Here is a 14,589-nt window from a genome sequence, read left to right on the forward strand (position 1 = left end):
TCGCAGGCAAGCCAGCTCCCACAGGGATCAATTCAGGCCAGGCGATCGAGTTTCTTCAGGAACACCGTCATCTCTTTTTCAGCCTGTTTGTCGCCATGTGCCAGGGCTGCTTCTATGCCCTTTTCCCACGCCAGCCGTGCTGCGGCACTATCACCCAAACCCTGCTGAGCCTTGCCCAACAGCTTCCACGCCGCCGAATACTTCGGGTCGAACTCGACGCATTTCTGCAAATGCTCGGCCGCCTTGGCGTTGTCCTTCAAGTCCAGATAACCCTTGCCCAAGCCAAAGCGCAGCAATGAATTATCCACACCCTTGGCGAGCATTTTTTCCAGGGATTCGAGCATTTATTATCACCTTGAGCGAAAAAAGGCTGTTGTGGCGAGGGAGCTTGCTCCCGTTGGATTGCGCAGCAGTCCCCCAACATTTTGCGAGCGCTTCGCACTCGAGCGGGAGCAAGCTCCCTCGCCACAATGAAATATTCCTGCCTAGAAAAAACTCAGCCCCACGTGAAACAGCTTCTCCACATCGCGAATGTGCTTTTTATCCACAAGGAACAGAATCACATGGTCACCCGTAGCGATCATCGTGTCGTCATGGGCGATGATCACTTCTTCATCACGAATAATCGCACCAATGGTGGTGCCCGGCGGCAGGCCGATATCGCGGATCGCCTTGCCGATCACTTTGCTCGACTTTGAATCACCATGGGCAATCGCCTCGATGGCTTCCGCCGCGCCCCGGCGCAGGGAGTGCACGCTGACGATATCGCCACGGCGCACGTGGGCCAGCAAGGTGCCGATGGTGGCCAACTGCGGGCTGATGGCGATGTCGATGTCGCCGCCCTGGATCAGGTCGACATAGGCCGGGTTGTTGATGATGGTCATCACCTTCTTCGCCCCCAGCCGCTTGGCCAGCAACGAGGACATGATGTTGGCCTCGTCGTCGTTGGTCAGGGCCAGGAAGATATCGGCGTCGGCGATGTTTTCTTCCATCAGCAGGTCACGGTCCGAGGCGCTGCCTTGCAGGACCACGGTGCTGTCGAGGGTGTCGGACAAATGCCGGCAGCGTGTCGGGTTCATCTCGATGATCTTGACCTGGTAGCGGCTCTCGATGGCCTCGGCCAAGCGCTCGCCGATCTGCCCGCCGCCGGCAATGACGATGCGTTTGTAGCTCTCATCGAGTCGACGCATTTCGCTCATCACTGCACGAATATTCGCTTTGGCAGCGATGAAAAACACTTCGTCGTCCGCTTCGATCACCGTATCGCCCTGGGGCAGGATCGGCCGGTCGCGACGGAAAATCGCCGCCACGCGGGTTTCCACATTCGGCATGTGTTCGCGCAGCTGACGCAGTTGCTGGCCCACCAGCGGACCGCCGTAATAAGCCTTTACCGCCACCAGTTGCGCCTTGCCTTCGGCAAAGTCGATAACCTGCAAGGCGCCGGGAATTTCGATCAGGCGCTTGATGTAATGGGTCACCACCTGTTCGGGGCTGATCAGCACGTCCACCGGAATCGCATCGTTGTCGAACAGACCGGCGCGGGTCAGGTAGGCGGCTTCGCGCACGCGGGCGATCTTGGTGGGCGTATGAAACAGGGTATGGGCGACTTGGCAGGCGACCATGTTGGTCTCGTCACTGTTGGTCACCGCCACCAGCATATCGGCATCGTCGGCACCGGCCTGGCGCAGCACCGTCGGGAATGACGCGCGGCCTTGCACGGTACGGATGTCCAGGCGGTCGCCCAGGTTGCGCAGGCGCTCGCTGTCGGTGTCGACCACGGTGATGTCGTTGGCTTCGCTGGCCAAATGTTCGGCCAGTGTGCCGCCGACCTGCCCTGCACCAAGGATGATGATTTTCATCCGGTCACTCCCTTAAACCCATTAGCCGCGCGCGGCAGCAATCTTGATCAGTTTGGCGTAATAGAAGCCATCGTGTCCGCCTTCCTGCGCGAGCAGTTGGCGGCCATGGGGCTGCTTGATACCGGCCGCCGTGGCGAGGTCCAGCTCCCGCGCGCCACTGGTACGGGCGAGGAAGGCTTGGATCACCTCGGTATTTTCTGTCGGCAGCGTGGAGCACGTGGCGTAGAGCAGGATGCCGCCGACTTCCAGCGTTGGCCACATTGCATCGAGCAGTTCGCCTTGCAGCACGGCCAGGGCGGCGATGTCGTCGGGTTGGCGGGTGAGCTTGATATCCGGGTGACGGCGGATCACGCCAGTGGCGGAACATGGCGCGTCGAGCAGGATGCGCTGGAACGGCTTGCCGTCCCACCACGTGGCGGTGTCGCGGCCGTCGGCGGCGATCAGCTCGGCGCTCAGGCCCAGGCGTGCAAGGTTTTCACGCACGCGCACAAGGCGCTTGGCTTCCAGGTCGACGGCGACTACACCGGCCAGGTCTTTTTCGACTTCCAGAATGTGACACGTCTTACCGCCCGGCGCGCAGCAGGCGTCCAGTACGCGTTGGCCTGGGGCCAGGTCGAGCAGGTCGGCGGCCAATTGTGCGGCTTCGTCCTGCACGCTGATCCAGCCTTCGGCAAAGCCCGGCAGGCTGCGCACGTCGGTGGCCGCTTCCAGCACGATGCCGTCGACGCTGTACACGCACGGCGCGGCGCTGATGCCGGCACCGGTGAGCAATTGCAGGTAGGCGTCACGGCTGTGGTGGCGACGGTTGACCCGCAAAATCATCGGCGGGTGCGCATTGTTGGCGGCGCAAATGGCTTCCCATTGCTCGGGCCAGAAGGCTTTCAGGGATTTTTGCAGCCAGCGCGGGTGCGCTGTGCGCACCACCGGGTCATGTTCCAGCTCGGCCAGCAGCGCTTCGCTTTCACGCTGGGCGCGACGCAGTACGGCATTGAGCAAGGCCTTGGCCCACGGCTTCTTCAGCTTGTCGGCGCAGCCGACGGTTTCACCGATGGCGGCGTGAGCCGGCACGCGGGTGTAGAGCAACTGATAAAGGCCCACCAGCAGCAGCGCCTCTACATCGGCGTCGGCGGCCTTGAACGGCTTTTGCAGCAGCTTGGCCGCCAGGGCCGACAAGCGCGGCTGCCAGCGGGCGGTGCCAAAGGCCAGGTCCTGGGTGAAACCGCGATCACGGTCTTCAACCTTGTCCATTTGTGTAGGCAACGAACTGTTCAGCGAAGCCTTGCCGTTGAGTACGGCAGCGAGCGCCTTGGCGGCGGCCAGACGCGGGTTCATTGAGCGACCGCCCCGAGAACCGTGCCCAAGGCAAATTTCTCACGACGGCTGTTGAACAAGTCGCTGAAATTAAGCGCCTTACCGCCGGGCAATTGCAGGCGGGTCAGGCACAGCGCCTGTTCACCGCAGGCGACCAACAGGCCGTCCTTGCTGGCGCCGATGATTTCACCCGGAGCACCTTTGCCATCCACCAAGGTGGCGGCCAGCACTTTCAACGCTTCGCCATTGAGGGTGCTGTGGCAGATCGGCCACGGGTTGAAGGCACGCACCAGGCGTTCCAGCTCAACGGCCGGGAGGTTCCAGTCGATACGCGCTTCGTCTTTATTCAGTTTGTGTGCGTAGGTGGCGAGGCTGTCGTCCTGTACTTCGCCTTCCAGCGTGCCGGCCGCCAGGCCAGCGATGGCCTGGATCACGGCGGGCGGGCCAAGTTCGGCCAAGCGGTCGTGCAGGCTGCCGCCCGTGTCTTCAGCCGTGATTGGGGTGGCAACCTTGAGCAGCATCGGGCCGGTATCCAGACCCGCCTCCATGCGCATCACGGTCACACCGCTTTCAAGGTCACCGGCTTCGACGGCGCGCTGGATCGGCGCCGCACCGCGCCAACGCGGCAGCAACGAAGCGTGGCTGTTGATGCAGCCCAGGCGCGGGATATCCAGCACGGCTTGGGGCAGGATCAAACCGTAAGCCACAACCACCAACAAGTCGGGCTTCAACGCCGCCAGTTCCGCCTGGGCATCGGCATTGCGCAGGGTTGGCGGTTGCAGCACAGGGATGTTGTGCTCAAGCGCCAACTGCTTGACCGGGCTTGGCATCAGTTTTTGCCCGCGACCGGCCGGGCGATCCGGCTGGGTGTACACCGCCACGATGTCATAAGGGCTGGCAAGCAGCGCCTTGAGGTGTTCGGCAGCGAATTCGGGAGTGCCGGCAAAAACAATGCGCAGTGGCTCGGTCATGGGAGTTCTCGGTTAAAAACAGTCACAAAAGAAAAAGGCTTGCCGCAGCAAGCCTTTGGAAGAAGGGCATCAAGCTTGCTGGCGATGCTTTTTTTCCAGCTTCTTCTTGATCCGGTCGCGTTTAAGCGTGGACAGGTAATCAACAAACAGCTTGCCGTTGAGGTGGTCGCATTCATGCTGAATGCACACTGCCAGCAAGCCTTCGGCGATCAGTTCGTAGGGCTTGCCGTCACGGTCCAGGGCCTTGATCTTCACGCGCAGCGGGCGTTCGACGTTCTCGTAGAACTCCGGCACTGACAGGCAGCCTTCCTGGTATTCGCCCATCTCTTCGGTCAGCGGTTCGAACTCGGGGTTGATAAACACCCGCGGCTCGCTGCGATCTTCCGACAGGTCCATGACCACGACGCGCTGATGCACGTTGACCTGGGTCGCGGCGAGGCCGATGCCCGGGGCTTCATACATTGTTTCAAACATGTCATCGACCAACTGACGAACCTTGTCGTCCACTACGGCCACCGGTTTGGCGATCGTGCGCAGGCGCGAGTCGGGAAATTCGAGGATGTTCAAAATAGCCATAAGCGTAATTGCTGCACATGTGAGGTAGAGGCAAATCGGCGTTGGGATGGACCCAGACCGCCGGTGTGAAAGGCTCGAAAGCCGCGAAGGCTGTGGCATTTCACGCGAACGCACATAATAAAGGAGATTGACCCCATGAGGAAATCGCTACTCGTCTTGCTGTTGTGGGCGCCGCTCGCCATGGCCCTGGTTTCCCAGCCCGGCCCGCGCCTGGAACAGGTGACGCAACAGGCCATCCGCCACTTCTTGTTGCACAACCGCATTTTCGATACACCCCAGGACCTGGACAACGCCCCTTACATTGTTGCCGCCGACGCGGGGCGAGTCCTGGGCGCCAACGGTGAGCGCGTGCATGCCCGCGGTGACCTGGACCCGGCCCAGCCGGACTATGGGATCTTTCGTCGCGGTAAAACCTACACCGACCCGCAAACCCAGGAGCTGCTGGGCATCAATGCCGACGACATCGGCAGCGCACGCTTTGTATTGGCGGGCGACCTAAGCACCCTGGCCGTGCAAAGGGTGACCCAGGAAGTGCGCCCAGGCGACCGCTTGCTGCGCGCCGAACCGCCCGTCGAATGGGCTAACCGGGAGCCTGCGCCTTTCATCGAAGGGCACATTATCGATATTCCCAAGGGTGTCACCCAGATCGGCGTAATGGATGCCGTGACCTTGAACAAGGGCCGCCGTGACGGTCTGGCCGAAGGCCACCTGCTCACGGTGATCAAGGCCGGCGTGAGCGTACGCGACAGCCTCTCTGGCGCCCCGGCCCAACTCCCCGATGAAGATGCTGGCACGCTGCTGGTGTTTCGCACCTACGAAAAACTCAGTTATGGCCTGGTGCTCAGAGCCTCGCGTTCACTCGCGGTCATGGATCGATTCGAGACTGCCCGACAAACGCAATAAATAGCCTGCTAAATAAGTTACCAACAGAGTTATCCACAGCTTGTTCAGATCAAGGACGATCAAATGTATCCGACAAACAGCCCTGAAATTTCCCCTGCAGAACTGGAAGCCCGACTACGCTTGCACAGGCTGCCGGAACTGGGCCCCAAGCGTTTTCGCGTATTGATTGACGCATTTGGTTCTGCCTCCAAGGCCATCAGCGCCCCGGCGAGTGCCTGGCGTTCTCTCGGGTTGCCACCCATTAGCGCCGATGCCAGGCGCAGCCCTGAAATTCGAGATGGCGCCAGTGATGCGCTCGCATGGTTGGAGCGCCCGGCCCAGCATTTACTGATGTGGGACCAGCCTGAGTACCCTGCGTTACTGGCGCAGATCGACGATGCACCGCCGTTATTATTCGTTGCCGGCGAGCCAAATATTCTCGAAAAGCCGCAGTTGGCCATGGTCGGCAGTCGCCGTGCATCACGCCCTGGGATGGACACTGCCGCCGCCTTTTCGCGCAGCCTGGCAAGCGCCGGTTTTGTCATCACCAGTGGCTTGGCCTTGGGCATCGACGGTGCTGCGCACCAAGCGGCATTAGATGTCGGGGGGCAGACAATCGGCGTGCTCGGCACCGGCCTCGAAAATTTTTATCCACAACGCCACCGCCAGCTCGCCGCCGCGATGATTGCCCAGGGCAGCGCGGTGGTTTCCGAGTTTCCGCTGGACGCCGCGCCCCAGGCCGCCAACTTTCCACGGCGCAACCGGATCATGATTAGGTAAATGGTTTTTCCGAGGAAGTTCACGGGCAGATTTTGATTAGCGAGGGCTCGCCCGGAAACGCCGCATAGGCGCGGGCGCAGTATCCGGGCGTGAGTAATCCACCTTGACCCGTAGGGTCAATGGTATGGGTGAATCAGTAAGAGAGAATAGCCAAACGCTTTTAATAGCTTTTGATTTTGCTACTGTCATATATGACCGAAGCAAATATATAAATGTTATTATTCAATGCATATAATGACAATAATATATATGGAAGACATTTTTAAATTTATTCTTGTGCTTGTTTCGCTTTGCATTGCTGTAAACATCGGCTATTTCGAAAATACTGATAATGTCCCAGTTGGCACTGTTATTGAAACAAAAATATCAGCAAAAGATAAAATGACAGATAAAGAAAAAAGAGAATCAGAAAGAGCTTATCAAGCTGCTGCTCGTGATTGTGAAAATAAAGACACTACGGTTGTGCAGGGAAGTACATTGTTACAAACAAAACATTCATTTAATTTTAAAACGAGTAGTTGTGAAGCATCTAAAACAAGATGGAAAGAATTAGATGGGGGTTTCTGGAGAAATCCAACCTATTTGAGTCGAGACGTTGTTATACAGACATACACGTTACCCATAAATCCTTATTATTGAAAAAGCCCTTGTGGGCTTTTTTAATCAGTATAATCTGCTATTGACTTGATTAGTTTTAGAGTTGCTTCGCAATCTGACAATGCTTGATGTTGATTTGTGAATTTAATATTGAAGTGTTCAGTTGCTGTTGAAAGTTTTTGCCAACGTTTTACATCAATGAATCTCGAAAACAAAAGCATTGCACATTTTCTTTCAAAGGGAATTTTTTGCAAGTCGTAAAGTTCGATTGTTTGATTAAGTATTCTTGTGTCAAAATTACTGTTGTACATTACTACAAGACGATTTTCTAAAACATCTTTAAGTTTTGAATAGATTTCGTCAAATGCTTGTTCGTACTCAACGTCTTTGTTAGTAATGTTGTTAATTGCAGTTGCCTCTTTTGAAATTTCGCAGGAAGGCTTTACAAGTGTATTGAATAGAACGTTAAAATCTTTGTCTATAATACTTATTTCAATAATTTCTGCATTGTCATCTAACCCGGTTGTTTCTGTATCAAGTATTAGACAATCGCTATCTAGCCAGTTTTGTGCTGCTTTTTTACATTCTATTTTATGAGCAGTTAAATCTTTTATTGAGAAACGCTTTTTGTTGAATGACATAATTTTGAGTATTTGTTATGCTCTGATTTTATCATTTTTTGTCTAAACGTTTTGATGTATAGCGGAATTTCTTTTTGGTTTTTACTCTCTTGCTACTGTCATATATGACCGAAGCATAATTGAACCACGCCCGTAAAGCCGCATAGGCTCGGGCGTCTGTCTGGACACGATTAATTCACTTTGACCCGTAGGGTCAATCATATGAGTGAATCAATAAGCGAGAATAGCCAAATCGCTTTTAATAGCTTTTGCTTTTGACCTTCTTGGATAATTCTAAAACAACTCTCACAAAATAGATAAAAGCCATATGACAAAAGGGTTTTATCATTTAATTCAAACGACTGTTTAGTTTTTGGGTTGTATTAATTAAAACGGTTGTTTTAATTTAGGTCAGAAAAAAAGAGCCGAAGCTCTTGTGTTTTTCTTACAAATGTTAAGATGTAGCTACCAAACAAACAACTTAACAATGATTTACAATAACAGCATACCATTTTATTTCCAACGCGCAATATAAAAAGAACGAAATAAAGAAACTTTTCTCAATAAGTTACACTCTCATTTCGAAGCTAAAAAACTAATTAATGAAATATCAAATTTCAAAAAATCCGGCTTCGACCACGAAAAAACCCTGCAAGAACTTAATTCAAGCTTAAAGCCGGTTAACGCCAGCAGCAAACTTGTATCTAATCTTCAAGAAGTATGTACGTCTTTCTACGAGATGGAAGTGCTTGTAAGGACGAAAGCGTTGTGTACAGCAACTCAAAAAAACAAGTTACGATATACAGAGTCCTTATCGTCTTTTCGCCAATGGGATAGGGACGCAGTTTGTCTTGCGATTGTGATTAATAAACTATTTTTGCATATAACAAAAAGCACGAAATTAACAAACCAAGTAATTAAATTATCAATGTGTAAAATCACTCGTCAAGAACTGCTGAATATCGAGCTAATCAAAGGTATTAAAATTCGAGACTTGAAAGCCAGCGGGACGATATTAGACAAGCTCGATAAATATTATGAAGATGAAAATTTGATTTATGAGTTTGATTTGAACTTGTGCAGCAACGACGAAAAAAGACGGTTCAACGGCTTTCAGAAACACAAAAGAATAATAAGAAAAATCAGAGTTAGGGAAAATGAACTGATACAGCTTTCTGAAAAAGCGATTGGCTCTAATAATAGTTATTGCAGTAAAGTCGCACTGGACTATCGTAATTTTGTAGATGAATGTCAGAAAGATTATCTACTTAATTCATACATCCAATATGGCGATGACGTTTCGACTCAAAAGCCATTAGCTGATGTTGCAATGACTCCTGAACGACGTGTTTCAGAACTATACTCGTGTGTAAAAAATATGGAGCTTGTTGCAGAACAAAGAAAATATGTATGTTTATTTTTAACTGCGACTTGCCCAGCTTCATTTCACGCAAACCCAAAATTTGGAAAAAATACGTGGGATGGTTCAACTCCACGCCAAGCATCTGATTATTTGAGCAAGAAATTAGATGAGTTGAGCAAAGCTCGCAATCGTTACGAGATTAATGATTTTGGTCTTTGGACGAAAGAATTACATAAAGACCAGTGCCCGCATTTGCACGCATTATTATTTGTTTGTCCCACAAAAGCCGATGATTTAATACTTCATATCAATAGAATTTTCAAGCATTCAGAAAAATCAACGACCATTGAAATAATATCTGCTGAACAAGCTAAAAAACACGGTAAGAAAAAAGCATCTGCATCTACTTATGTAATGAAATATCTAATCAAAGCAATACAAAACCCCGATAGTGAGTCGTTAAAAGTAAAGGCGGGCTGTATGATTTGGGGCATAAGACGCTATGGGTTTTTCGGAGTTGAGCGAGCAATATCAGTCTGGCGAAAATTTAATCGCTTCGTAAAAATGGAAGAGTGGCAAATAAAACTTGAACTTAAACACCCCGTTTTTAGAAAATTAGCATCCCTTAGAAAAGAGTTAAAATTTTTAGATTTTTGTAAGGTCGCAAAAGAACGTCTGGAATGGATAACAGAGCTTAAAATTGTTGAGCGTCTATACGATTTTGAAGAAATGATGACCTTTAATGTTGGGTTGAGGGTTATAGGGTCTAATATAGAATTAGCGACGAAGATAGATTGTTCAATAATCTATAAAGACAAACCCTAAAATTTAGGGCTTATGTACTTTTAATGGTTGCAGTGGGTCAAGCCCCATTTCCCCTTGGCGGGTTAATTTTTCTAACAGTTTTCTATCAATCTCTTGATTGTCGAATATTTTTTCTGCCTTTGATTTTGTTTTCGTATCAGTAGACGTTGCGGGCTTTTCTTTTTCAGGCTTTTCAGGCTTTTCAGGCTTTTCAGTTTCAGGTGCTTCAATATTTTCTGATGCTGAATGGTTTGGGAATAAATCAGAGAATGAAACAGGCGTTTTAAATAAATCATCGATTTCAAAATTTTCTTTTTTCAGTTCGTTAATATGACGTTCAAGAAGCTTGATTTTTGTCTTTGGGTATTTATCTTGATTGGCTTTTACACGCTCGAAAAGCGCAGATAAATCCGATTGAGTTGGTTGATAATTGGATACTTCTAAACCCATCATTGCGGAGACAAGCCAAGTTTTACGTTTAAAATCTTCCGACCCGGTGAGGTAAAACGGTCCTTTAGTACCTTTTGCGATCAATGCCTGCATTCCTGCTTTGATACTCATTTCATTTGGATTTGTGAAAGAAACACTATTGTCGTTGACTGTAAAACTGGCTTTGTACTTCTCATTTTTGCTTGTGTAGTTCACACCATCCACGGTTTGAAATTTTGTATAAAGGCTTTCACGGCGGTTAGGTTGTGGTTTTGGGTCTGTACCTGGACTCGAAGAAATTTCGCCTGATTCGTCGGGAGGTAACGGAGACTCAAAACGTAAGATTAACTCTGCAATGCCATTCTCATCAAATTTGTATTTTTCAATCAGCTTGCTCATTTGAAAGCCGATTGAACTTGGCTTTATAGATGTTGAACCTTTTGTGATGTAATAGCCCGATAGCTTGCTAGGGTCGGTTTTGCTCTTGTTTGCACGAATAGTAAACCCTTCATCAATCATCGCCTTAAACAACGCCTCCGGCGTCTTGGCGTAGGAAATAATGCCTTTCAACTCGTTCTTATATTTTTTTTCATCAGATTCTTGACCAGTACGACTTTCGTACTGTTTAGAAGCATAATTAAGCCTAACGGGGTTTGGGTCATTTCTGCTTTCAGCGATTTTCTCGTTTTTGAGTGAGTATTTTTTTTCGAGCCTTTGGGCAAGATTTTCCAATGCTCGATAATTATCTTTCTTGAAAAAAGCCTTATGGTCGAAATCTCTATTTTCCATCACAAGGTGAAGATGTGGGTTGTTAGTGTCTCTATGAACGGCAAGCAAAAAATTACGATTATCACCAAAGTGGCGCTTTACCAACTCATTGCCAATCATTATTAACTTATCATCTGAAATATCTTGATGTTGTTCTTCAAACGAAACGATGTAGTGCATTTCATTGCTTTTCTGTTTTGCCGTTAATCTACTATTAAAATCTAACTCGATAGACTTTGCTGATTCATTAATATCAACCATATTTACGGGAATATTGCCACTGATGCGAGTGGCTTTCGTTAATACATAATTGGCCAGGTTTTTGGTGTTGGGCTGAATGCGGGGCACTTCTTTAATTAACATTATTTAGCCCCATCTATAAATGCTATTAGGTCAGCGCTCCCTTTGATTATATTGGGGTGAATTTTTTCTGAAAGAGCCCCTTGAAGATAATCGAGAATGTTTTTTATTATCGCCTCGCTATGCTTTTTCTCTACCACATAAGCATTTGCAGCTTCTCCGCATTTAACAAGATTATTATCTAATGCGAGATTTAAAGATGGATTAGTAAACTCTTTCTCATAAACAGAAAACTCATCGAAGAAATTGCGTAGCAAATTATAAAAGTCTTGCTTTGGGAATTTCTCTTTATACTCGCTACATTCTTTTTCGGTGAAGCTAATCGTGTATTGCTTCTTTCTTTCTGAATGACTATCGTCAAATAGCGAAGAATTTATAATCGCTGCAAAATCTGGTTTTGTGGATGTTTTTATTTCAAGCGTCTTGAATCGCAAACGACTAACATCGAGCTTCATCTTTATTAAATTTCGAAGGGTGTTGTTTATACGCCTGTTGATTTCAGGGTCAGAACTTTTGAATTGAGATAGATTAGTGCAGAGATTTGCCAGCATCTGATTGTACTTTGAAAACTCTTCAAAATTTCCATTTTTGGCTATCACGACATAGCTACGATTTTGCAGGGCGTATTGTTTAAATGCTTCTGAAAGTGAAAATTTCGAAACGGATAATTGGTTATATTCTCTTCGAAGCTGTTCGATTTGTTCGGCGTTAATTTCAGTTAAACGGGTACTTGCTTTGTATTTGCTCATTAGGGTTTTTGTTTGTTATGAGCATATTTTAGCATTTTGTTTTTCTAATGATGCCCTTTGCGCTGATTTATCAGCCGTGTGCTTTGCTGTGCTTTTAGATACGACCCTTGTGGGAGTATCGTGTCCCCGTAATTACCCCTTGTGGGTAATGGAGTGGGCGAGCATAAAATAACCGAACGACGATAGTCGTGATGGTTTTTTATTCTGCTTGCTTCTTTTGATTTCGCTGTTGTCTGATTTTAGGATTGAATTTTTCGGGTGGAAATTATTTAAAAGGGAAGTCCAATAAAATCCAGAATTTATAATTCAGGATTTTATTGGACTGGGTTTTTAGTGAACGGTTAGGTCAAACATAGTTTGCAAGTCGCCAATTTCATACTCTTCAAGAATATTTTTCAGCGGGAATTTTGTCACGTTATTACAAATCCTTTCATCAACATCATCGTTTTTTCGGCGCATAGAAAAGCCAGTTTCCCTTGTAGATTTTGAATGTCTAACAAGAAATATAATATCGTTTGTCTTGAAAAAATAGTTTAGCTTTGCTCGACCTTCATCAGTCATAAACAAATCAATCACTGTTTTAGCACTTTCTATGTTTATAGTGTCTTTATCACTGGCTGCATTATGGATTAATAATACTTCTTTATTGAGGGCTTCGATTTCTTTTTCGGTGTTAGATATTTCCTGAATGAACTTGGTAGGCACATTGTAATCAGCCTCAACCATTTGGAAATTCATATTGTCGAGTTTAGTCCGCCTTGAAATCAGCTGCTTTTGCTTCTCTTCAAGAACCAAATTATTGTTTTCGGTATCAGGTTTTAACAGGCTGTTGATTTTTGGATTGATAAATCTCGCTTGGGTGGAAATCCCTTTAAAGTCTCGCTTAAATTCCGTGGCTACTCGATTAATCATTTTTATGCTTTCTAATAGAGAGCCAAGCACATATTCAAACCTGATATTGTCAGCGGTGCAAATATGCTTTTGAACTCTGGCATTATCACATTTAAAGAAAGGATAAATCTTTCCTTTATAACGGCTTCCACGGTGGTCGTAGTAAAGTTTACCACCGCATTCGGCGCAAAAAATACAATGCTTGAAAATGTTAAAATCCTGTTCTGTTCTTCTACCACTCCAATTTTTTTGCTTGCGATTTGTCATCACATCCACGGCTTTATAGAAAAGCCCTGGCTCAATCAAGTTCGGGTAATAATTCTCGATAAAGCCAGTCAATATTTTTTTTGCTTTGCCATCTGCGGTGTATTCAATGCGATGAGTAGCCATACAACCAATTACAGTTTTATTTCTGATAATTTTGTTAAGTGTTCCGTTATTCCATTTTTTAAGCGAGGTTTCGTTAATCTTTATGATTGCTGTATTAATGCCGAATTGGAGCAGTAGTTCAAAAAGCCTTTGAATTTCTTCTTGCTCTTCTTTTTGAATCACGAATTTATTATTTTCGACTCGCAAGCCGTAAGGGATAGATTTGCCCTTTTTAATTATGACTTCGCCATTTTCTGCTTTGGTTTTACGTGCTTTCCAAGCTGATAATAAACGACCAGATTTTGTTTCAGATTCCTCGTTCGACCTTTTGGCAATCAGGCTAATCATCAGCAGGTTTTCAAAATCTCGGGATGGGTCGTTATACGAGTACGTTTTTTGGTCCACAGTCGTGTAGATGTTGATACCTTTCTTCAAAATACCTTGAAGAAGCTCTACACCGTCAAGCACACGTTGACGAGTGATACGGTCAATGCTTTCAACAACGAGATAATCGCCACGGCGAATAGCGCCGCTCTGCATTCTGTCTAACATCTCTTTGAAATTGCCAGACCGGGCGTTGTCGCCCCTGAACGCCGATTTTCCCTTGTCGTATACGACCTCCACGATCTTCGTCCCCGTGGTCGTCTCAAAGAGTTCTAAGGCGGTCAACTGGCGATTTTCGCTGTCGCCCGTTGCCTGAATTGCGCGGGAAAAGCGTATATATGCGTATGCTTTGGTCATTTTTTAACCACCCAAGATTCACTCGGAAAATTATATCACTAGATGATCAGCGGCCTGTCGCTGGGGGTGCTGGTGGTGGAAGCCAGCATGGCCAGTGGTTCGCTGATCACCGCCAAGCTTGCCGCCGAGCAAGGGCGTGAGGTGTATGCGATTCCGGGCTCCATTCATCATCCGGGCGCCAAGGGCTGCCATCAGTTGATTCGCGACGGTGCGACGCTGGTGGAGTCCATCGAGCACATCCTGGACGGCTTGCGCGGTTGGCAGGCGTTGTCCCGCCCGGCGCCGATGCCGGTCACCCATCCGCTGGTGGCGCTGTTGCACGCGGCGCCCCTCACCAGCGAGGCCTTGGCGATTGCCAGCGGGCGGCCGTTGTCCCACACACTGGCGGCGCTTACCGAGCTTGAGCTTGAGGGCCAGGTGATCTGCGAAAGCGGGCGCTGGCTTGCGCGCGGCCCGCTTATGTAATTAGTTTTTGCAAAGAACATCGGTAAACTGCCCACAGCTTTAGTCCGGAGAGTG

The 14,589-nt window shown here is 48.3% G+C and carries 12 protein-coding genes and 2 pseudogenes; 5 read left to right on the plus strand and 9 right to left on the minus strand.

The annotated features are described in order from the left end of the window. Positions 1-32: 32 nt before the first annotated feature. The 5 genes from HBO23_RS28725 to def form a co-directional block, all read right to left on the minus strand. Positions 33-344: a hypothetical protein gene (locus HBO23_RS28725; RefSeq protein ID WP_017135142.1), complete on the minus strand. Its 312-nt coding sequence runs from the start codon at positions 342-344 to the stop codon at positions 33-35. A 141-nt stretch (positions 345-485) separates the two neighbouring features. Then, complete coding sequence (trkA, locus tag HBO23_RS28730; protein ID WP_017135143.1) at positions 486-1,859, minus strand: Trk system potassium transporter TrkA; 1,374 nt, start codon at positions 1,857-1,859, stop codon at positions 486-488. Between the two features lie 21 nt (positions 1,860-1,880). After that, positions 1,881-3,191: a 16S rRNA (cytosine(967)-C(5))-methyltransferase RsmB gene (rsmB, locus tag HBO23_RS28735; protein WP_169987931.1), complete on the minus strand. Its 1,311-nt coding sequence runs from the start codon at positions 3,189-3,191 to the stop codon at positions 1,881-1,883. Further along, positions 3,188-4,141 (minus strand): methionyl-tRNA formyltransferase, encoded by a 954-nt coding sequence (gene fmt / locus HBO23_RS28740; RefSeq protein WP_017135145.1) that lies wholly within the window; start codon positions 4,139-4,141, stop codon positions 3,188-3,190. Before fmt ends, rsmB begins: the two co-directional genes overlap by 4 nt. Before the next feature lie 69 nt (positions 4,142-4,210). Continuing rightward, complete coding sequence (def, locus tag HBO23_RS28745; protein WP_017135146.1) at positions 4,211-4,717, minus strand: peptide deformylase; 507 nt, start codon at positions 4,715-4,717, stop codon at positions 4,211-4,213. Between the two features lie 135 nt (positions 4,718-4,852). Between def and HBO23_RS28750 the strand changes: the two genes are divergently transcribed. The 3 genes and pseudogenes from HBO23_RS28750 (at position 4,853) to HBO23_RS28760 (ending at position 7,018) form a co-directional block, all read left to right on the plus strand. Then, complete coding sequence (locus tag HBO23_RS28750) at positions 4,853-5,620, plus strand: peptidoglycan-binding protein (RefSeq protein WP_099550190.1); 768 nt, start codon at positions 4,853-4,855, stop codon at positions 5,618-5,620. Between the two features lie 63 nt (positions 5,621-5,683). After that, positions 5,684-6,370 (plus strand): annotated as a pseudogene (locus HBO23_RS28755) (DNA-processing protein DprA); the annotation flags it as partial. Positions 6,371-6,628: 258 nt separating this feature from the next. Beyond that, the gene (locus tag HBO23_RS28760; RefSeq protein ID WP_170040601.1) at positions 6,629-7,018 is read left to right on the plus strand and encodes a hypothetical protein; all 390 of its coding nucleotides are present in this window, start codon (positions 6,629-6,631) and stop codon (positions 7,016-7,018) included. A gap of 20 nt (positions 7,019-7,038) precedes the next feature. Here the strand turns inward: HBO23_RS28760 and HBO23_RS28765 are convergent, their stop codons facing one another. After that, on the minus strand, positions 7,039-7,617 hold the full coding sequence (locus HBO23_RS28765; RefSeq protein WP_082118776.1) for a 3'-5' exonuclease: 579 nt from the start codon (positions 7,615-7,617) through the stop codon (positions 7,039-7,041). 718 nt (positions 7,618-8,335) lie between these two features. Between HBO23_RS28765 and HBO23_RS28770 the strand changes: the two genes are divergently transcribed. Next, positions 8,336-9,784, plus strand: coding sequence for a replication endonuclease (locus HBO23_RS28770; protein ID WP_170040602.1), 1,449 nt, complete (start codon positions 8,336-8,338; stop codon positions 9,782-9,784). Positions 9,785-9,787: 3 nt separating this feature from the next. Here the strand turns inward: HBO23_RS28770 and HBO23_RS28775 are convergent, their stop codons facing one another. The 3 genes from HBO23_RS28775 to HBO23_RS28785 form a co-directional block, all read right to left on the minus strand. Then, a complete protein-coding gene (locus HBO23_RS28775; protein ID WP_170040603.1) occupies positions 9,788-11,323 on the minus strand; it encodes a relaxase/mobilization nuclease domain-containing protein in 1,536 nt (511 codons plus the stop codon). Continuing rightward, the gene (locus HBO23_RS28780; RefSeq protein WP_170040604.1) at positions 11,323-12,069 is read right to left on the minus strand and encodes a hypothetical protein; all 747 of its coding nucleotides are present in this window, start codon (positions 12,067-12,069) and stop codon (positions 11,323-11,325) included. Before HBO23_RS28780 ends, HBO23_RS28775 begins: the two co-directional genes overlap by 1 nt. Positions 12,070-12,399: 330 nt before the next feature. After that, complete coding sequence (locus HBO23_RS28785; RefSeq protein WP_170040605.1) at positions 12,400-14,070, minus strand: recombinase family protein; 1,671 nt, start codon at positions 14,068-14,070, stop codon at positions 12,400-12,402. Between the two features lie 42 nt (positions 14,071-14,112). Here HBO23_RS28785 and HBO23_RS28790 point away from each other — a divergent pair. Next, a pseudogene (locus HBO23_RS28790) lies at positions 14,113-14,535 on the plus strand (DNA-processing protein DprA); the annotation flags it as partial. Positions 14,536-14,589: the final 54 nt, after the last annotated feature.

Origin of the sequence: Pseudomonas sp. WS 5532, from assembly GCF_012985445.1 — a bacterium.
In the GTDB taxonomy this organism is placed as follows: domain Bacteria; phylum Pseudomonadota; class Gammaproteobacteria; order Pseudomonadales; family Pseudomonadaceae; genus Aquipseudomonas; species Aquipseudomonas edaphica.

What these genes read in the sequence shown, in the direction of transcription:
- fmt (WP_017135145.1), bottom strand. Translation starts at nt 4,141, where the DNA reads ATGACCGAGCCACTGCGCATTGTTTTTGCCGGCACTCCCGAATTCGCT.
- HBO23_RS28780 (WP_170040604.1), bottom strand. Translation starts at nt 12,069, where the DNA reads ATGAGCAAATACAAAGCAAGTACCCGTTTAACTGAAATTAACGCCGAA.
- HBO23_RS28760 (WP_170040601.1), top strand. Translation starts at nt 6,629, where the DNA reads ATGGAAGACATTTTTAAATTTATTCTTGTGCTTGTTTCGCTTTGCATT.
- trkA (WP_017135143.1), bottom strand. Translation starts at nt 1,859, where the DNA reads ATGAAAATCATCATCCTTGGTGCAGGGCAGGTCGGCGGCACACTGGCC.
- HBO23_RS28770 (WP_170040602.1), top strand. Translation starts at nt 8,336, where the DNA reads ATGGAAGTGCTTGTAAGGACGAAAGCGTTGTGTACAGCAACTCAAAAA.
- HBO23_RS28785 (WP_170040605.1), bottom strand. Translation starts at nt 14,070, where the DNA reads ATGACCAAAGCATACGCATATATACGCTTTTCCCGCGCAATTCAGGCA.
- rsmB (WP_169987931.1), bottom strand. Translation starts at nt 3,191, where the DNA reads ATGAACCCGCGTCTGGCCGCCGCCAAGGCGCTCGCTGCCGTACTCAAC.
- def (WP_017135146.1), bottom strand. Translation starts at nt 4,717, where the DNA reads ATGGCTATTTTGAACATCCTCGAATTTCCCGACTCGCGCCTGCGCACG.
- HBO23_RS28775 (WP_170040603.1), bottom strand. Translation starts at nt 11,323, where the DNA reads ATGTTAATTAAAGAAGTGCCCCGCATTCAGCCCAACACCAAAAACCTG.
- HBO23_RS28750 (WP_099550190.1), top strand. Translation starts at nt 4,853, where the DNA reads ATGAGGAAATCGCTACTCGTCTTGCTGTTGTGGGCGCCGCTCGCCATG.
- HBO23_RS28725 (WP_017135142.1), bottom strand. Translation starts at nt 344, where the DNA reads ATGCTCGAATCCCTGGAAAAAATGCTCGCCAAGGGTGTGGATAATTCA.
- HBO23_RS28765 (WP_082118776.1), bottom strand. Translation starts at nt 7,617, where the DNA reads ATGTCATTCAACAAAAAGCGTTTCTCAATAAAAGATTTAACTGCTCAT.